This window comes from Streptomyces canarius (assembly GCF_014650735.1).
Taxonomy (GTDB): Bacteria; Actinomycetota; Actinomycetes; order Streptomycetales; family Streptomycetaceae; genus Streptomyces; species Streptomyces olivaceoviridis.
The window spans coordinates 55,806-72,491 of record NZ_BMVN01000009.1; the positions used below are offsets into that span (position 1 = coordinate 55,806).

The following is a 16,686-nucleotide window of genomic DNA, read 5'->3' on the forward strand; positions in this document are numbered from 1 at the left end:
CGGGGGACACTGCCCGGCGGGTGCCCGAAGGCGACGGAAAGCGTCGATGAACGCGCTGGCCGTGGTGCGCCGCCCGGTCGTGTTCACCGGCTGAGCAGCTTCCTGTCCCGGTACGCCGCGAGGCGCCTGGGCGGCGGCACGGCAACCGGTACGGCCGCGCCGCCGACGCGACGCCCGCCGACGTTCAGCGGGCCGACGTTCAGCGGGACGTGCCGAAGTCCTGGGTCCAGTAGCTGCCGGGCTGGGCGAGACCGACGCCGATCTCCTTGAACCCGCAGTTGAGGATGTTGGCCCGGTGGCCCGGACTGGACATCCACCCCGCCATGACCTGGTCCGCCGTGCTGTAGCCGTAGGCGACGTTCTCGCCGTAGCTGCTCCAGGTGTAGCCGGCCTGCGTGATGCGGTCGCCCGGGGACGAGCCGTCGGACCCGGTGTGCGACATGTTCTGGTGGGCCGCCATGTCGTCGCTGTGGGCCTGCGCGGCCTTGGTCAGCGTCGAGTTGAGGGTCAGGGGCTGGCAACCGGCCTTGGCGCGCTCGGCGTTCACGAGCCGCACGATGTCGGCGGTGACCCCGGACGCCGTGGCGGTGGGCGCCGGGCTGCTCGGCGCGGCGGGGGCCGCGGAAGCGGGGGCGGGCGCGGCGGCGGTCGCGGCGGGGGCGGGGGTGGCGGGGGCGGTGGCCTCAGGGGTGCTGGGCGCTGCGGTCCGCCAGGCCGGGTGGGCCACGGCCTTCTTCTGCGAAGGCGCGTTCTGCTTGGCGTGCCAAGGCGTGCTCGGCCGGGTCGCCGGATGCGTCGTCGCCCGGGGCGTGGGCGGCGCGCCGGTCTCCGGCGCGATGGCCAGCGGCGCTCCGGTGGCGTAAGCGTTGCTGTCGTGATCTCTGGGCACGTAGTGCCACTGCCCCACGGGTGCGCTCGTCGCGGTGGTCTGCGCCGGGTCGTCCGTGCCGGACGGCCACTCGGAACAGGCCAGGGCGACGGACGGCACGCCCACGGCGCCGACGGCGGCGGCGGTGACGACTATTCGCCGGTAGTGCTTGGTCTTGCGGTGCTGGCCCATACGTCAACCTCACTCGGTGATCGCGGAGCGCTCATTCTCAAGAGGGCTTCACACCGAGTGCAAAGGGTGCTTCTCCTATCTCGCCTCGTAGGCGCGCACGGCCCTTGTCAGACGGGCCCAGAGATGCCGACTTCGCGACCGCGACGTTTGCGGAACGCTGTCGGTCCGTCAGAAGCGTGCCAGGGGCGGGGGAAGGGGTCAGGTGTCGAGCCGCACGCGTGTCATCGCTCGAACCGCCACGCATGCTCACGGCAAGCCGGACAAATCCCATATGTCGTGGGAGCGGCACCTACTATCCGCCCCGCCTAGTCGCCGACTCCGCCGTGACGGATGTCACTCCTTACCGGGTCGCCGTGCTGCGAAGGCCGGGAAACGGACCGGCGGCCCTTCCCGGCCCTCTCCTCGAGCGGGCGCGCCTGTGGCACCTCGACCCGGTGCCCCTGCCGTGCATCGCGCGGCGGCCGGAGCAGAAGTCTCCGGCCGCCGCGCACCCGTGTCCGGTCGCCGTCACTCGTTCTGGAAGACGGCCTTGCTGACCTCGGCGGGGTTCTCGAACTTCTTCTTCCCGAGGTGAGAGATCCGCTCGGTGATCTCCTTGGGCGCGTGGTTGTTCTCGGCGACCTTCCGAAGCTGGTCGGAAGTGGCCGGGTAATCCGCGCCCGACAGGGCTTTCTGTAGGTCGGGTGGGGTGATACCCGCCATGGCTCCTCCAGGCGGTGAGTTGGTTGAGGGTCATCGGGCCGGCGCCGCATGCTGCGCCGGACTGGTCAGGTACCCATCCGACGGAAGCGGATTCAGGGATTCCGCGGGTGATGGGTCCCGGCCCGCCCGCACGGGTACCCGGGGCTCCGGAACAGCGCGCACGCATGAGAGGACCGAGAGCATCCGATGAGCGAGAACACCCCTTCGCAGGCCGAGGGCGAACCGGAGCCGGGTGCCCCCGAGGCCGAACAGCCGCCCCGCACCACTCCGTCACAGGCGGAAGGAGAGGACCCCGCCGACGAGACGACGGACGAGACCGCAGACGAGAGCGACGACGCGTGAAGGAGGCGTCATGGGCACGGCACCCACCAGCGTTCCCGAGGTGCTGGACGCGCTGAGGGACGTGACCTACCCGGCCGGCAAGGACCGGCTGGTCTCGGCCGCGCGGGAGGCGGGAGCCTCCGAGGAGGTCGTGAAGGCCCTGCGCGGCATCCCCGCCGAGGAGTACACCAACCGCGCGGACGTGGCCGGGTCGGTCCGCGTGGACCCGGACTCGGACCTCGCCACCCACGCCGCCCAGCGGGCGGAACAGGCACGGCGGGGCGGCAAGCCGGGACTCTCCCGGCATCTGCGGGAGGGGCCGAAGACCCCGATCCAGGAGGAGTTCGACCGCTGACCGGTTGAACCGGGCGTGCCCCGACGCCCCCGAGGGCAGACCTAGCGTGATCGGACACGTTCGGACAGATAGGGCAGGTGGCTCGGCGATGACGCATCCGCACGACCCTCTCGACGGCGGAGCCACCGGTCCTCGGGACGGCGGAGCCACCGGTCCTCGGGACGGCGGAGCCACCGGCCGTCCCCTCCAGGTCGAGACGCACGGGCTCGACGTGATCGCGGACTCGGAGCGCCGGGGCGCTCCGCGCTCCCTGTTCTGGCCCTGGTTCGGGGCCAATGTGTCCGTGCTCGGACTCAGCTACGGCGCCTTCGCGTTCGGCTTCGGCATCTCCTTCTGGCAGGCACTGGCCTCCGGCGTGCTCGGCATCGCCGTATCGTTCCTGCTCTGCGGCTTCGTGGCGGTCGCCGGGAAGCGCGGCTCGGCCCCCACCATGGTGCTCAGCCGGGCGGCCTACGGCGTGCGCGGCAACCGGCTGCCGTCCGTGATCTCCTGGATGCTCACCGTCGGCTGGGAGACCGTCCTCACCGCGCTCGCCACGCTGGCCACCGCGACCGTCTTCGACAGCCTGGGCTGGGGCGGCGGCACCGAGACCAAGGCGGTCGCCCTCATGGTGGTGGCCGCCCTGACCGTTGTCGGCGGGGTCATGGGCTTCGACCTGATCATGCGGTTGCAGACCTGGATCACCGTGATCACCGGCGCGCTCACGATCGTCTACGTCGTCCTCGTCGCCGACCACGTCCACTGGAGCACGGTCGACGCCATCCCGGCGGGCTCAGTGCAGGAGTTCATCGGCGCGCTGGTGTTCATGATGACCGGCTTCGGCCTCGGCTGGGTCAACGCCGCCGCCGACTACTCCCGCTATCTGCCCCGCGACTCCTCCAGCCGGGGCGTGATCGGCTGGACCGCCTTCGGCGCCTCCCTGGCCCCGCTCGTCCTGCTGGTCTTCGGCCTGCTGCTGGCCGGTTCCTCCGCGGAGCTGAGCAAGGCCGTCGCGGCCGATCCGATCGGGGCGCTGGCGACGCTCCTGCCGACCTGGTTCCTGGTGCCGTTCGCCCTGGTCGCCGTCCTCGGCCTGGTCGGCGGCGCCGTCCTCGACATCTACTCCTCCGGCCTGGCCCTGCTCTCGTCCGGCCTGCGGGTGCCCCGCTATCTGGCCGCGTTCTTCGATGGCGTGCTGATGATCGCCGGCGCGATCTACATCGTGTTCTTCGCCGACACCTTCCTCGCCCAGTTCATGGGCTTCCTCACCACCCTCGGCGTGCCCATCGCCGCCTGGGCCGGCGTCATGCTCGCCGACCTGGCCCTGCGCCGCCGCGACTACGACGACGGAGACCTGTTCCGCCCGCACGGCCGTTACGGCGACATCCCCCTGCGCCCGCTGGTCCTCACCCTCGCCGCCACGGCCGTCGGCTGGGGCCTGGTCACCAACGGTGCCGCGCGCTGGCTGACCTGGCAGGGCTACCTGCTGGAGCCGTTCGGTCTCGGCGGCAGGAGCGGTGCCTGGGCCTACGCCAACCTGGGCGTCCTCGTCGCCCTGGGCCTCGGCTTCCTCGGCACGCTGCTGTCCGGCCGGGCCCGGGTCCGCTCCCAGGAGGCCCGGGAACCGAGCCCGGCGCTCGACGGCGGGGTGCTGAACCCATGAGCGCCGGACACCCCGACGCCCGGCCCCGCCGCAGGAGCCCCGGTCATCTCGCCGTCATCGACATGCAGCGCGTGTTCGCCGACCCGGCGAGCCCCTGGGCCACCCCCCGATACGCCGACGCGGCAGCCGGCGTACGCGCCCTGCTGCCGGCCTTCGCCGGCCGCGTCACCTTCACCCGCTTCCTGGCCCCGGAGCGACCGGCCGGTGCCTGGCGCGCCTACTACGACCGGTGGCCCTTCGCCCGCCGGCCCCCGGACGCCGGGCTCTGGGCGCTGACCGACGAGTTCACCGGCCTCGCGGACCACGTCGTGGACGCCACCACCTTCGGCAAATGGACCCCCGCACTCGCCGCCCGCACCGCCCCCGACGACCGCCTGGTGCTGGCCGGCGTCAGCACCGAATGCTGCGTGCTCTCCACCGCCCTCGCCGCCGCGGACGCCGGCACGGAGGTACTGGTCGTGGCGGACGCCTGCGCCGGCGTGGACGACGACTCCCACGTCAAGGCCCTTCAGATCATGGAGCTTTACCGGCCGCTGATCCGGGTCACCACCATCGACGACCTGCTCGCGCAGGCCGGGCCGTGACCGGCGTCCCGCCCGAGCACCGGCGGATGAGCGGCTGCCCGGCGAGCAACCGGGGCGGGCGTCCTCCGCGTCAGGTGCGCCCCGTACCCCGGTAGAGGTCCGGCTCCCCGTCGAGTTCGACGGCGAACACCGTGGCGCACTCGGCCACGTCCTCCGGCGCCGGCGCGTCGAGCCAGGTCACGCCCGGTACGTCGTGCAGCCCGCCGGTGACCCGGTGGCCCAGCTCGGCGCCGGTGCCCGGCACGGTCACCCGGCGGACCCGGTTGCGCGGCCCGCGCACCGACACCGTCTCGCGCGGGACGTCGAAGCAGACGGGGTACCGCGTGCGCCGGTCGGCCGACAGGGTGCTCGGACCGTAGTGGTGCCCCGGAGGCAGACCTGCGACCGTGCCGTACACCGCGTCGGCGCGCCGGGCGATCCACGCCCCGAGTCCCTCCAGCCGCTCCGCCGGTTCGACGGCGAGTGGGAGCGCACCGAGGAGCAGTGGGGCCTGGGCGCGCCGGCCGCCCGGATCCTGGCCGGGAATCCACACCACACGTCGGTGCGCCGGCTGGTGCGCTACTTCATGGAGACGATCGGTGCGGGCGGCAACCCGCTGCTGGACGTGGGCCCGCGCAAGGACGGCACGATCCAGGCGGAGCAGGCGGAGCAGACGGAGCATTGGCGGACGGTGGCGTAGTCGGGGTGGTTGCAGTCCGAGTGAGAGTAGTACAGCCCCACCCGCAGGCACCGGCCCGGACGAACAGGTCCGCCCACGCGCGCGGGTCGCAACGGGCCGCGGTGAAGCCGTCCAGCTGCCTCAGGTACTGCTCCTGGGGCACCTGACCGGTGGAGAAGGACCAGGACTCCGGGGCTCACCTGGTCGTTCCGCGCCCGCCGCCCGGTCCACCGCCTCGTCACCGGACCTCCCGCCGATCCCCACGCATGCCGGGGACCCCACCGGGTACGCGAGGCGGGAGCCCGTCCGGGCACCAGCTCGCCCGGACGGCCCGTACGACCACCGCTACCTGGGGATCAGCCATGGAGACACCCGCACACGACGCCCAGCCGACGCCGGCCCAGCAGGCACTGGACGCGCTGGCCGAGAACGCCGAGGACCAGGCCGCCCTGGACACCCTCGCCCACAGTGACGTACTCGTCCCCGTACCGGACGACGCGGTGGACGGAGAAGGCGCCGACGCCTCGACGGTGGCCCTGCCCGTCCTGGAACAGCCCGGGGGCGACCCGGTCGTCCCGGTGTTCACCACGGAGGGCGAGATGGCCGAGCTGCTGCCGTTCGTCTCGCGCTACCGCCTGATCCCGCTCGGCGCGCTCGCCGCCCAGTGGCCCGAGGGGGACCTCTCCCTGGCCATCGACGGCAGCTCCGCGCACGGGCTGACCCTCACCTCGCAGGGGGTGCGCACCCTGCTGGTCCGGTGATGCGGCGCCCCTGAGGGGCGCGCGAGCCCCGCGCACGCCCACACACCGCGCGCACCCGCGCGCGCACCAAGGCGTCCCCGTCTCATACGGCCGGAAGTGCTCCCCGGCGCCGGTGGTCACCGCCTCTTCCGCGGGAAGATCCCAGTCGGGGGACGAGTCGGGCGAGCGCGAAGGAGCCGATGGTCGTGAAGGTCGTCCTGCTGGGCACCGCCGCCGGGGGCGGCTTTCCACAGTGGAACTGCGCCTGCGCGCTGTGCGCCGCGGCCCGGGACGGCAGGCTGCCCTCCCGCACACAGGACTGCGCCGCCGTCACCGGCAACGGCCGCGACTGGTGGCTGCTGAACGCCTCCCCCGATCTGCGCACGCAGCTCGCCGCGACCCGAGCCCTGTGGCCCGGCCCCGGACCCCGGGACACCCCGCTGCGCGGAGTGCTGCTCACCGATGCCGAGGCCGACCATGTGACGGGCCTGACCGAGCTGCGCGGGGCGGCGGGCCTGAAGATCTACGCCGCGGCCCCGGTGCACGGCGCCCTCGCCCCCGCCCGCGCCGCGCTGGACCGCTACGCCCCCTGGGAGTGGGCCGACAGCCTGGCCGACGGCGGCTTCGTGCTGGCCGGCGGACTCGTGGTGACCGCCCATCCGGTGGGGGCGAAGGTCCCGAAGTACGTGCCGGACCAGGCGTCCACGCCGACGGGACCCTGGGTGACGGCGTACCGCATCGAGGACCTGGCCACCGGGGGAGTGCTGGTGTACGCGCCCTGCGTCGGCGCCTGGAGCCCCGTCCTGGACGGGCTGTGCGCCGAGGCCGACTGCGTCCTGCTGGACGGCACCTTCTTCGCCGCCGACGAGATGGGCACGGCGGTGCGCTCCGGCGCCGGGCAGGCCGCCATGGGCCACCTGCCGGTCACCGGTCCTCAGGGCTCCCTCGCCGCGCTGGCCCGACATCCCGGCGCGCGCCGGATCTACACCCACCTCAACAACACCAACCCGCTCCTCGACCCCGCCTCACCCGCACGCGCGCGCGTGGCCGCATACGGCGCCGAGATCCTGCCGGACGGGACGGAGCTGGTGGTCTAGACGGCCGGTTCCCCAGGGTGGGCCTCGTGGCGCGGGCCTTCCGGCCCGGCCAGCATCCGCCGCAGGACCGTCCGCTGCACCGGCAGCACCTCGGCGTGCAGGGCCCGGCCCTTGGGAGTGAGCGCCACCCACACCCCGCGCCGGTCCTCCGCGCACACCGAGCGCTCCACCAGGCCGTCCTTCTCCAGCCGGCCGATGAGCCGGGACAGCGCGCTCTGACTGAGGTGCACCCGGCCGACCAGGTTCTGCACCCGGCACTGGTCACCCTGCCGGGGCGACTGAGTCGCCAGGATGTCCAGCACCTCGAAGTCGCTGGCGCCCAGTCCGTGCGGATGCAGGGCGCGGTCGATCTCGCACATCGTGCGCGCGTGCACCGCGAGGATGTCCCGCCAGCGTTCTTCGAGCCGGGTCTCGGCCGTCGTGCCTGCCATACCCGCACGGTAGCACCGATCCAGCCAATCGTTGAGTGTGCAACTAGTGCTCGGCGCAGGGGCCGTGGCGACGTCAGGCCGCCGGGTCCTGGAGCAGCCCCACGAGGTTGCCGTCGGGGTCCCTCACGAAGGCGATCAGCCGGCCGCCGCCGACGTCCTGCGCGTCCTGGAGCAGCTCGGCGCCCGCCGCCAGCAGCGCCGCGAGCCGCTCCCGCAGATCCGTCACGTGCCAGTACGGCACCGGCCCGGTCATGCCCTTGGCGTGCCCGTTCGGATCCAGGCCGACGTCCTGGCCGGCGGCCTTGAAACCGACGTAGTACGGCTCGTCCGCGTACGGCTCGACGCCCAGCAGCGCGCCGAACAGGGCCTTGGCGCGGTCCAGGTCCTTCACCGGATAGATGATCGTTTGCAGGCCGGCGGTCATGGTGCTCACTCCTTCGAGATGCGGGACCCGACGGTTCCCCGTCGGTGCTCTCACGCTAGGGCCGGGGAGCCCGCCGCGGCTTCTTCGATCCTGACCGCTTCCGGCGGGGCCGGCTCGTCGGCACCGGCGACGACCCGCCGGAACGCCGCACGCACACCTGGGAGCCGTACCTGAGTAGCCGTGCTCATGCCGGGAGCCGCACGCGTCCGAGACTGCCGGCATGAAGCCACTCTTCAGCACACTTACCCGTGCCGTGCGCCCGGCTCGGCTCACCCGCGTCGGCAGCCGCGCGGTGCCGCTCGCCCTGTGCGCGTTGCTCCTCGCCGCGTGCGGCAGCGAACGAGGGGGCGGTGAGCAGGAGGGCAAGGACGGCGCCGGCAGCCGGTCCGTGGCCGCCCGCACACCCTTGGAGGGTCCCGAGTTCGTCGAGTTCATGGAACTGCTCGACTCCGTCGAGGAACCGTGCGTGCCGCAGGCGCCGGCCACCGTCCCGCCCGAGCCGTCCGAGCCGTCCGAGCCGTCCGAGCCGTCCGAGCCGTCCGAGGCGTCCGAGCCGTCCGAGCCGGGACGGCCGAGGACCGCGCCCACGCCCCTGCCCACGCTCCCCAGCGTCCCGCCGGTCCCGGACGCCACCGGCTCCCCCGTGCACCCCCGTGCGGAGGTGGCACTGAGCGGCGTCGAGAAGTGCGCGGCCCGCGCCCACACCCGCCGGATCACCGACGCCCTGGGGAAGACGCCCGATCCCACCCCCGACCAGGTCGAGGAAGCGCTGCGCGGCCTCGGTTACCTCGACGAGCGCGTCGACGGTCCCCGGAGGTCCGCCGGCGGTGTGGGCTTCACGCTCGACCTGCGGATCATGGGCGGGCACCTGTGCCTGGACGGCACCGTCACCGGCGCGCGGACCGCCGTGCTGCCGTACGGCGCGTCGCCGCGGGTCACCTGCCGGGAGGTGCGCCGGAGCGCACCCGGCGTCACGTCGAGTCGCGCTTGACCAGCTCCGTCGGCAGGATCACCGCCGCCGGGTCCTCACCGCCGATCTGGGCGAGCAGCACCCGCACCATCTCGTTGCTGATCCGGTCCCACGGCTGCCGGATGGTGGTGAGCGCGGGGGTGGCGGCGGTCGCCGCCGGCGAGTCGTCGAAACCGCCGACGGCGATGTCCTCGGGCACCCGCTTCCCGGCGCGGTGCAGGGCCGCCAGCACGCCCTGCGCCATCAGGTCGGAGGCGACGAACACGGCGTCCACGTCCGGCGCCTGCGCCAGCAGCCGCTCCGCGCCCGCCTCACCGCTGGCCCGGCTGTAGTCGCCGGGGACGACGAGCCGCTCGTCGGCCGCGATGCCCGCCTCGGCGAGCACCTCCCGGTACCCGGCGAGCCGCTCCACACCACCCGGGGTGTCCAGCGGACCGGTGACCACCCCGATCCGGCGCCGCCCCAGCGACAGCAGGTGCCGGACCATGTCCCGGGCGCCGTCCCGGTCGTCGGCGGCCACGTAACTCACCTTCGAGCCGAGCCCGATCGGCTTGCCGCACGCCACCAGCGGCACGCCCGCCTCCCGCAACTCCTCGGCGACCGGATCGCCGGAGTGGCTGGAGACCAGCAGCACCCCGTCGACGTGCCCGGCGGTGATGTACCGCGTGATGCGCCGCCGTTCGTCCTCGGTGCCCGCCAGCATCAGCAGCAGCGGGACGTCGTGCGCGGCCAGCGCCTGGGTGCAACCACGCAGCAGGACGTTGAAGTTGGGGTCCTCGAAGAACCGCTCCTGCGGCTCGGTCAGCAGGAAGCCCACCGAGTCGGAGCGGCCCGTGATCAGCGAACGGGCGTGCCGGTTCACGACGTACCCGGTCCTGCGGATGGCGGCGTTGACCGCCTCCTGGGCGGCGGGGCTGACGTAGTGGCCGCCGTTGAGCACACGCGAGACGGTGCCGCGCGAGACGCCCGCCTCGCGCGCCACGTCATGGATCGTCGGCGGTCTGCGCCGGCCCCCCGTATTGCTCATGGTCATGACTTTACGGCCCCGGACAGCAGATCGAGGCTCCAGAAGCGCTGGATGACCAGGAACAGGGCGATCAGCGGGAGCACCGCGAGGAACGCGCCGGTGATCACCAGGGTGTACAGCGCCGGTGTGTTCGCGCCCTGCTCCAGCAGCGTGTACAGACCCAGCGTGAGCGGGAACCTCTCGTCGTCGCTGAGCATGATGAACGGCAGCAGGAAGTTGTTCCAGATCGCGACGAACTGGAACAGGAACACCGTGACCATGCCGGGGATCATCATCGGCAGCGCGATCCGGGTGAAGATCCGCCACTCGCTCGCCCCGTCCATCCGCCCGGCCTCGACCACGTCGGCCGGCACGGCGGCGGAGGCGTAGATCCGGGCCAGGTAGACGCCGTACGGGGAGAGGATCTGCGGCAGCAGCACGGACAGGTACGAGTCCGTGAGGTCGGCCTTCGCCAGCAGCAGGTACTGCGGGATCGCGAGGATCACCGGCGGCATCAGGACGCCCGCGAGCAGGACGTTGAACATCGCCTCGCGGCCCTTGAAGCGGTAGGTCGCCAACGCGTAGCCGCTGAACGCCGAGACGGCGGTGGACAGCAGGGCGCCGAGACCGGCGTACAGGGCGGAGTTGCCCATCCACTCCCAGTAGATCCCGCTCCGGTAGGCGTTCAGGTCCTTGAGGTTGTCGGCGAAGCCGGTGCCGGGCAGGAAGGTGAACGTGGAGAACAGCTCGTGCCCGGACTTCGTCGACGCGATCACCACCCAGGCGACCGGGAGAAGGGTGTAGACCGCGCCGAGCAGCAGCGTGACCGTCGGGACCAGCGCGATCCGGCGGCGCAGCGGAGGGCCCTGCGCGGTACCCGGGGTGGTGCCGGCGGCCGGGGCCGCCTTGCGGACGGCGAGGGTGCTCATCCCGTTGCCTCCTGCTTGTTCCGGCGGTTCGCGGCCCGCAGGAAGCCGAACGACAGCAGCAGCGTGACCACGGCGATCAGCGTGGCCTCGGCCGCCGCCGAGTAGATGTCGTTCCGGCCGAAGGCGTCCTGGTACACCTTCATCAGCGGGCTCCAGGTCGTGTTGACCGAGTTGGTGAGGGGCTTCAGGGTGGTCGGCTCGTTGAACACCTGGAGCGTCGCGATGATCGAGAAGAAGAAGGTCAGCACCAGCGAGGGCGCCACCATCGGGATCTTGATCCGCAGCGCGACCTGCAACGGGGTGGCGCCGTCCAGCTCGGCCGCCTCGTAGACCTCGGCCGGGATGGACCGCAGCGAGGTGTAGATGACGATCATGTTGAAGCCGGTGCCGCCCCAGACCGCGATGTTCGACAGGGCGAGGTACAGCGGACCGCCGTCCAGCAGGTCCGGCTGCGGCAGGCCCAGCCTGTCGAGCACGAAGTAGAACGGGCTGACGTCCGGCAGGTACAGGAAGCCCCACAGCAGCGCGGCCACCACGCCGGGGATGGCGTACGGCAGGAAGATCGCGAGCCGGGTGAACGGGGCGAGCCGCACCTTCTCGGAGTCCAGCATCAGCGCGAACAGCAGCGCGAGGCCGAGCATCACCGGGACGACGACGCAGCCGTAGCCGAGCACGCGCAGCGCGCCGTGCAGCAGTTCGCTGTCCCGGAAGGCCCCGGTGTAGTTCTCGAAGCCGGCCCACACCTCCTTCCGCGCACCCGACCCCAGGCCGAGCCCGGAGACGCGCACCTTGCGGAAGCTGAGCCAGACCGCGTAGCCGATGGGCAGCGCGAAGAAGAGGGCGAACAGGATCGTGGCGGGGAGGAGGAAGCCGTACGGGGCCCCCTTGACCCCGTACGGCCTCCGGCTGGTGGAGCCGCTCACCGAGCGACCTCGAAGCCCTGCTTCTTCAGGTCGGCGACCGTGTCGTCCTGCACCTTCCGCAGGGCGGCGGTGAAGTCCGACTTGTTCTTGGCGGCTGGGCCGAAGGCGTCCTTGAAGGAGGTGTAGGCGACGTTCACGTTCGGGCCCCACGCGGACGGCGCGGTGGTCTTCGCGATGCCGGCGGCCTTGGTGTAGAAGTCCGCCTGGTTGGAGAAGTACGCCGGCGGGTTGGAGAAGGCGCCGCTGAGCTGGGCCGAGGTGGACGCCGGGTAGATGCCGCCCTCCTTCGCCAGCGCGTTCAGGGCGTCGTGGTCGGTGTTCAGCCAGGCCGCGAACTCGGCGGCGGCCTCCTTGTGCGCGGAGTCGGTGGTCACCGCCGTCGAGGAACCGCCCCAGCTGCCGGTGACGTCCTGGTCGGCCGACCACTGGGGGAGCGGGGCCATGGCCCACTTGCCCTTGGTGTCCGGCGCCGCCGTGGTCAGGGTGCCGGGCGCCCACACGGCGCTCACCCAGGCGATCTGCTCGCCGGTGTTCAGCGCCTTGTTCCAGGACGGGGTGTACATCGGCTGGTTGTCGATGACGCCCTCCTTGACCAGGCCGCCCCAGAAGTCGGCGACCTTCCGGGTGGCGGCGTCGTCGATGCCGACCTTCCACTTGTCGCCGGAGGTGGTCCACCACTTGGCGCCGGCCTGCTGGGCGAGACCCGCGAAGAGACCGGAGTCGCCGGCGGAGAAGGTGGTCAGGTCCTTGTCCGGCGCCTTCTCCTTCAGCCGGCGGGCCGTCTCGGCGAACTGCTCCCAGGTCGTGGGGACCTTCAGGCCGTAGTGCTTGAACAGGTCCTCGCGGTAGTAGAACATCATCGGCCCGATGTCCTGCGGCACCGCGTAGACCGCGTCCGTGCCGAGCGTGGTCTGCTGCCAGACGCCCTCGGCGAACTTGTCCTTGACGTCGTCGACCTCGTCGGAGATGTCGGCCAGCGCGTCATTGCTGACCAGGGTCGGCAGCGCCTGGTACTCGGCCTGCACCAGGTCGGGGGCCTTCTTCGCCTTGTGCGCGGTGAGGATCTTGGTGATCAGCGTGTCGCCGGACGCCTGCTTCTTCACCGTGACGGTGATCCGGTCCTTCTTCCCCGGCCCCTTGTTCCACAGGTCCACCACCTTGTCCATGCCGGGTGTCCAGGTCCAGTACGTGAGCGAGACGGGACCCGACTCGGCCTTGGTGCCGTCCCCGGAACCGCAGGCGGCGAGGGCGGTGGCGCCGAGGGACACGGCGAGGGCGGTTGTCACGAGGCGACGGCGCTTCGTGTGCGGCATGGTTTCTCCCCTGACCTGGGTCCCCGCCCGCTGCGGGGACCTGCCATGCAGATGTGCACGTTCACATGACCCGGGTGCTCACAGCTCGGGAGCCCCTGCCATGCTTCTGTGAGCGTTCACAGTAGAGAAACATCCCGGACACTTGTCAATGGTTGTTGCTGTGCGGTTATGTTGGGCTCGCACCGCCGATGATGTGTGTGCACGTTCCCAAATGATCGATTTCCCGGGAGAGATCCATGCCGGACACCAGCCCCAGGGGCCTCACCAGGCTCGCCTTCGGCGGGGACTACAACCCCGAGCAGTGGCCGGAATCCGTCTGGCAGGAAGACGTCAGGCTGATGCGGGAGGCCGGCGTCACGATGGTGAGCGTCGGGATCTTCTCCTGGGCGCTGCTGGAGCCGGCGCCGGGGGAGTACGACTTCGGCTGGCTCGACCGGGTCATCGGCCTGCTGCACGGGAACGGCATCCGCGTGGACCTCGGCACGCCCACCGTGGTGCCGCCCGCCTGGTTCTACCGGGCCCACCCCGAGGCCCTGCCGGTCACCGCCGAGGGCACGCGCTACGAGTTCGGTTCACGCGGGGCGATCTGCCACAGCAACGCCGACTACCGCGCCGCCGCCGCGAACATCACCACCCGGCTCGCCGAGCGCTACGGCGACCACCCGGCGCTCGCCCTGTGGCACGTCCACAACGAGTACGGCGTCCCCGTCTCGGCCTGTTACTGCGAGTCCTGCGGAGCCCACTTCCGTCGCTGGCTCGCGGACACCTACGGCAGTGTCGACGCCGTCAACGATGCCTGGGGCACGGCCTTCTGGGGCCAGCGCTACACCGACTTCGCGCAGATCAACCCGCCCCGGGCCACCCCGACCGTCGGCAACCCGGGCCAGGCCCTCGACTACAAGCGCTTCGCCGACGCCACCATCCGGGAGAACTTCCGCGCCGAGCGGGACATCCTGCACCGCCTCTCGCCGGGCGTCCCGGTCACCACCAACTTCATGACCGCGCTCAGCCAGTGCGACTCCATGGACTACTGGGCGTGGGGCCGCGAGGTCGACCTCGTCACCAACGACCACTACCTGATCACCGACGGCCGCCGCACCCACGTCAACCTTGCGATGGCCGCCGACCTCACCCGCTCCGTCGCCGGCGGCGCGCCCTGGCTGCTGCTGGAGCACTCCACCTCGGGCGTCAACTGGCAGCCCCGCAACCCCGCCAAGGCCCCCGGCCAGATGGCCCGCAACTCCCTCGCGCACGTGGCGCGCGGCTCCGAGGGCGCGATGTTCTTCCAGTGGCGCCAGTCCCGGCGCGGCGCCGAGAAGTTCCACTCGGCGATGCTGCCGCACGGCGGCACCGACACCCGCGTCTGGCGCGAGGTGGTCGAACTCGGCGCCCGTGTGGGTGCGCTGAGCGAGATCCGGGGCACCCGCACCGAGGCCGACGCGGCCATGCTGTGGGACTGGCAGTCCTGGTGGGCGCAGAACCTCGCCTGGCGGCCCAGCGAGGACCACGACCCGCGCGAGCGCGCCGACTCCTTCTACGAGGCGCTCTACGACCGCCACCTCACGGTCGACTTCGCCCATCCCGAGGCCGACCTGTCCGGATACCCCCTGGTCGTCGCGCCGGCCCTGTACCTGATGACGGAGGCCGCCGGAAACAACGTCCGGGAGTACGTCCGAGACGGCGGCACGCTGGTGGTGTCGTACTTCTCGGGCATCGTCGACGAGCACGACGCCGTCCACGACGGCGCCTATCCGGGCGCGTTGCGCGATGTCCTCGGGCTCACCGTGGAGGAGTTCTCACCGCTGCTCAAGGACGAGCGGGTCCGCCTGACCGGCCCGGACGGCTCCGAGCTGACCGGGGACGTGTGGACGGAGTTCCTGGTCCCGCGCGGCGCCGAGACCGTGTGGACCTACGCCGACGGGCTCACCGCGGGCCGCCCCGCCGTCACCCGGCACCGGCTCGGCCGGGGCACCGCCTGGTACGTCTCCACCCGCCTCGACGCCCGGGGCCTGGACGCGCTCATCGGCTGGGCGGCCGACGACGCCCGTCTCGCCCCGCGCGCCGACCTGCCCCGCGACGTCGAGGTCGTGCTCCGCCGCGGCGACTCGGGCACCTACCTCTTCGCCATCAACCACACCGCCGGCGACACCAAGGTGTCGCTGGACACGCCCGGGACCGAACTGCTGACGGGCGAACGCGCCGCGGGCCGCCTCGCGGTCCCGGCGGGGGCCGTCCGGGTCCTACGACTCGACGGCTGAGCCGGCTCCCCTCCGCCCGCGCGTGCCACGAGAGCCGTGGGCGGAGGGGTTCTCCTCCGGCCCCGCCGGAGGACACCCTCCCCACACGTCGAAGGGACGACGGACGATGAAGTTCCATCCCAGACGCACCATCAGGGTTCTGCTGCCGGCACTCACGGCCGGGCTCGCCCTCACCGCCCTGCCCGCCCAGGCCGCGAGCACCCTCACCAACGGCGGCTCCAGTGACGCGAATGCCGGCAACTGGATCAATGTTGACGATCTCACCTTCACGTCCGGCACCACGGGTACGACCGTCCACGGCGCCGACATCTCCTCCCTCGCCAAGAGCGAGGCCAAGGGCGGCGTCTACAAGACGAGTTGAAGGTCTGGGTGAACCCGGCCGACGGCTTCAACGACAAGGCGCACGTCCTCGCGATGGCCAAGCGCGTCAAGGCGCAGGGCATGAAGCTGCTGGTGGACTTCCACTACTCGGACAGCTGGGCGGATCCGGGCCGGCAGAACAAGCCGGCCGCCTGGGCGGGCCATACATACGGGCAGCTCAAGACGGACGTGTACCACCACACGTACGACGTGTTGAACGCCTTGAAGGCTCAAGGCACCACCGCCGACATGGTGCAGGTGGGCAATGAGATCAATGGCGGCATGCTGTGGTCCGAGGGGTCCACGGACAACTGGTGCCGACTCGCCGGGTTGATCAACTCCGGCTATGACGCCGTCAAGGCGGTCAACTCGTCCACCCCGGTCCCTCTGCACCTGGCCGAGGGCGGGGACAAGGCCGGCACCGAGTGGTGGTTCGACAACGCGGTCGCGAACGGCGTCAAGTTCGATGCGATCGGCCTGTCGTACTACGGCTACTGGCACGGCCCGCTCTCCGACTTCCAGAGCACGCTGGACGACGCGGCCTCCCGCTACGGCACACCCGTGTTCGTCGCCGAGACGGCCTACCCCTTCCGGCTGGACAGCGACGACGTGCTCACCAACCAGATCGACACCACCGGCGAACTGGCCCCCGGCTACCCGGCGACCGTGGCCGGCCAGACCAAGTGGATGAACGACGTGGCGAGCATCGTGGAGGCCGTCCCGAACGGCCGCGGCCTCGGCGTCTTCTACTGGGAGGCGACCTGGACCGCCGCCACCGGCAACGGCTGGGACCCGGCGGACGCCACGTCCGGCAACGGCTGGGAGAACCAGGCCCTGTTCGGCTACGACGACAAGGCACTGTCCTCCATGGCGTGGTTCGGCCACCGCTGAGCCGTCCGTGCACGGGCCCGGT

Annotated in this window: 17 protein-coding genes and 2 pseudogenes; 10 read left to right on the plus strand and 9 right to left on the minus strand. The window is 71.9% G+C overall.

The genetic code is table 11. The features are described from left to right. Nucleotides 1–199 precede the first annotated feature (199 nt). Together IE294_RS15390 and IE294_RS15395 are read right to left on the minus strand one after the other, a co-directional pair. Entirely contained in the window at nt 200–1,060 is an 861-nt protein-coding gene (locus IE294_RS15390; protein WP_189886289.1) for a CAP domain-containing protein, read from the minus strand. Between the two features lie 507 nt (nt 1,061–1,567). Next, on the minus strand, nt 1,568–1,762 hold the full coding sequence (locus tag IE294_RS15395) for a DUF2795 domain-containing protein (protein ID WP_014670942.1): 195 nt from the start codon (nt 1,760–1,762) through the stop codon (nt 1,568–1,570). A gap of 186 nt (nt 1,763–1,948) precedes the next feature. Between IE294_RS15395 and IE294_RS15400 the strand changes: the two genes are divergently transcribed. From IE294_RS15400 to IE294_RS15415, 4 genes are all read left to right on the plus strand, one after another. After that, nucleotides 1,949–2,104, plus strand: a complete 156-nt coding sequence (locus tag IE294_RS15400) for a hypothetical protein (protein ID WP_189886291.1) — start codon at nt 1,949–1,951, stop codon at nt 2,102–2,104. Nucleotides 2,105–2,114: 10 nt separating this feature from the next. Continuing rightward, complete coding sequence (locus tag IE294_RS15405; protein ID WP_189886293.1) at nt 2,115–2,438, plus strand: DUF2795 domain-containing protein; 324 nt, start codon at nt 2,115–2,117, stop codon at nt 2,436–2,438. A gap of 88 nt (nt 2,439–2,526) precedes the next feature. Then, nucleotides 2,527–4,080: a purine-cytosine permease family protein gene (locus IE294_RS15410; protein WP_189886296.1), complete on the plus strand. Its 1,554-nt coding sequence runs from the start codon at nt 2,527–2,529 to the stop codon at nt 4,078–4,080. Continuing rightward, nucleotides 4,077–4,664, plus strand: coding sequence for a cysteine hydrolase family protein (locus tag IE294_RS15415; RefSeq protein ID WP_189886298.1), 588 nt, complete (start codon nt 4,077–4,079; stop codon nt 4,662–4,664). Before IE294_RS15410 ends, IE294_RS15415 begins: the two co-directional genes overlap by 4 nt. A gap of 70 nt (nt 4,665–4,734) precedes the next feature. Here IE294_RS15415 and IE294_RS15420 read toward each other — a convergent pair. Further along, a pseudogene (locus IE294_RS15420) lies at nt 4,735–5,118 on the minus strand (alpha-L-fucosidase); the annotation flags it as partial. 87 nt (nt 5,119–5,205) lie between these two features. Here IE294_RS15420 and IE294_RS50125 point away from each other — a divergent pair. The 3 genes from IE294_RS50125 to pqqB all read left to right on the plus strand — a co-directional run bounded on the left by IE294_RS50125 (nt 5,206) and on the right by pqqB (nt 7,159). After that, nucleotides 5,206–5,343, plus strand: coding sequence for an alpha-L-fucosidase (locus tag IE294_RS50125; protein WP_435858090.1), 138 nt, complete (start codon nt 5,206–5,208; stop codon nt 5,341–5,343). Nucleotides 5,344–5,684: 341 nt separating this feature from the next. Continuing rightward, a complete protein-coding gene (locus IE294_RS15430; RefSeq protein ID WP_030644112.1) occupies nt 5,685–6,083 on the plus strand; it encodes an SseB family protein in 399 nt (132 codons plus the stop codon). A gap of 179 nt (nt 6,084–6,262) precedes the next feature. Then, complete coding sequence (pqqB, locus tag IE294_RS15435) at nt 6,263–7,159, plus strand: pyrroloquinoline quinone biosynthesis protein PqqB (RefSeq protein WP_229917174.1); 897 nt, start codon at nt 6,263–6,265, stop codon at nt 7,157–7,159. Here the strand turns inward: pqqB and IE294_RS15440 are convergent. Together IE294_RS15440 and IE294_RS15445 are read right to left on the minus strand one after the other, a co-directional pair. After that, complete coding sequence (locus IE294_RS15440; RefSeq protein WP_189886300.1) at nt 7,156–7,590, minus strand: MarR family winged helix-turn-helix transcriptional regulator; 435 nt, start codon at nt 7,588–7,590, stop codon at nt 7,156–7,158. The two genes, pqqB and IE294_RS15440, sit on opposite strands and share 4 nt — an antisense overlap. A gap of 73 nt (nt 7,591–7,663) precedes the next feature. Next, nucleotides 7,664–8,014 (minus strand): VOC family protein, encoded by a 351-nt coding sequence (locus IE294_RS15445; RefSeq protein ID WP_014670933.1) that lies wholly within the window; start codon nt 8,012–8,014, stop codon nt 7,664–7,666. Nucleotides 8,015–8,234: 220 nt separating this feature from the next. On the opposite strand from IE294_RS15445, the gene IE294_RS47560 reads away from it, so the two are divergent. Continuing rightward, nucleotides 8,235–9,005 (plus strand): hypothetical protein, encoded by a 771-nt coding sequence (locus IE294_RS47560; RefSeq protein ID WP_229917175.1) that lies wholly within the window; start codon nt 8,235–8,237, stop codon nt 9,003–9,005. Here IE294_RS47560 and IE294_RS15455 read toward each other — a convergent pair. The 4 genes from IE294_RS15455 to IE294_RS15470 are packed head-to-tail and all read right to left on the minus strand — an operon-like array spanning nt 8,986 to nt 13,155. After that, a complete protein-coding gene (locus tag IE294_RS15455; RefSeq protein WP_041664975.1) occupies nt 8,986–10,017 on the minus strand; it encodes a LacI family DNA-binding transcriptional regulator in 1,032 nt (343 codons plus the stop codon). The genes IE294_RS47560 and IE294_RS15455 overlap by 20 nt on opposite strands. Further along, nucleotides 10,014–10,919 (minus strand): carbohydrate ABC transporter permease, encoded by a 906-nt coding sequence (locus tag IE294_RS15460; protein WP_189886302.1) that lies wholly within the window; start codon nt 10,917–10,919, stop codon nt 10,014–10,016. The genes IE294_RS15455 and IE294_RS15460 overlap by 4 nt, the downstream gene beginning before the upstream one ends. Further along, nucleotides 10,916–11,842: a carbohydrate ABC transporter permease gene (locus tag IE294_RS15465; RefSeq protein WP_189886304.1), complete on the minus strand. Its 927-nt coding sequence runs from the start codon at nt 11,840–11,842 to the stop codon at nt 10,916–10,918. Before IE294_RS15465 ends, IE294_RS15460 begins: the two co-directional genes overlap by 4 nt. Next, on the minus strand, nt 11,839–13,155 hold the full coding sequence (locus IE294_RS15470) for an ABC transporter substrate-binding protein (RefSeq protein ID WP_189886306.1): 1,317 nt from the start codon (nt 13,153–13,155) through the stop codon (nt 11,839–11,841). The genes IE294_RS15465 and IE294_RS15470 overlap by 4 nt, the downstream gene beginning before the upstream one ends. A 236-nt stretch (nt 13,156–13,391) precedes the next feature. On the opposite strand from IE294_RS15470, the gene IE294_RS15475 reads away from it, so the two are divergent. Together IE294_RS15475 and IE294_RS15480 are read left to right on the plus strand one after the other, a co-directional pair. After that, nucleotides 13,392–15,413: a beta-galactosidase gene (locus IE294_RS15475; RefSeq protein WP_189886308.1), complete on the plus strand. Its 2,022-nt coding sequence runs from the start codon at nt 13,392–13,394 to the stop codon at nt 15,411–15,413. Nucleotides 15,414–15,627: 214 nt separating this feature from the next. Then, nucleotides 15,628–16,664, plus strand: a pseudogene (locus IE294_RS15480) (glycoside hydrolase family 53 protein); the annotation flags it as partial. Nucleotides 16,665–16,686 lie beyond the last annotated feature (22 nt).

Coding starts and splice junctions, on each gene's coding strand:
- IE294_RS15390 (WP_189886289.1), bottom strand. CDS start 1,060: ATGGGCCAGCACCGCAAGACCAAGCACTACCGGCGAATAGTCGTCACC.
- IE294_RS15395 (WP_014670942.1), bottom strand. CDS start 1,762: ATGGCGGGTATCACCCCACCCGACCTACAGAAAGCCCTGTCGGGCGCG.
- IE294_RS15400 (WP_189886291.1), top strand. CDS start 1,949: ATGAGCGAGAACACCCCTTCGCAGGCCGAGGGCGAACCGGAGCCGGGT.
- IE294_RS15405 (WP_189886293.1), top strand. CDS start 2,115: ATGGGCACGGCACCCACCAGCGTTCCCGAGGTGCTGGACGCGCTGAGG.
- IE294_RS15410 (WP_189886296.1), top strand. CDS start 2,527: ATGACGCATCCGCACGACCCTCTCGACGGCGGAGCCACCGGTCCTCGG.
- IE294_RS15415 (WP_189886298.1), top strand. CDS start 4,077: ATGAGCGCCGGACACCCCGACGCCCGGCCCCGCCGCAGGAGCCCCGGT.
- IE294_RS15430 (WP_030644112.1), top strand. CDS start 5,685: ATGGAGACACCCGCACACGACGCCCAGCCGACGCCGGCCCAGCAGGCA.
- pqqB (WP_229917174.1), top strand. CDS start 6,263: ATGGTCGTGAAGGTCGTCCTGCTGGGCACCGCCGCCGGGGGCGGCTTT.
- IE294_RS15440 (WP_189886300.1), bottom strand. CDS start 7,590: ATGGCAGGCACGACGGCCGAGACCCGGCTCGAAGAACGCTGGCGGGAC.
- IE294_RS15445 (WP_014670933.1), bottom strand. CDS start 8,014: ATGACCGCCGGCCTGCAAACGATCATCTATCCGGTGAAGGACCTGGAC.
- IE294_RS47560 (WP_229917175.1), top strand. CDS start 8,235: ATGAAGCCACTCTTCAGCACACTTACCCGTGCCGTGCGCCCGGCTCGG.
- IE294_RS15455 (WP_041664975.1), bottom strand. CDS start 10,017: ATGACCATGAGCAATACGGGGGGCCGGCGCAGACCGCCGACGATCCAT.
- IE294_RS15460 (WP_189886302.1), bottom strand. CDS start 10,919: ATGAGCACCCTCGCCGTCCGCAAGGCGGCCCCGGCCGCCGGCACCACC.
- IE294_RS15470 (WP_189886306.1), bottom strand. CDS start 13,155: ATGCCGCACACGAAGCGCCGTCGCCTCGTGACAACCGCCCTCGCCGTG.
- IE294_RS15475 (WP_189886308.1), top strand. CDS start 13,392: ATGCCGGACACCAGCCCCAGGGGCCTCACCAGGCTCGCCTTCGGCGGG.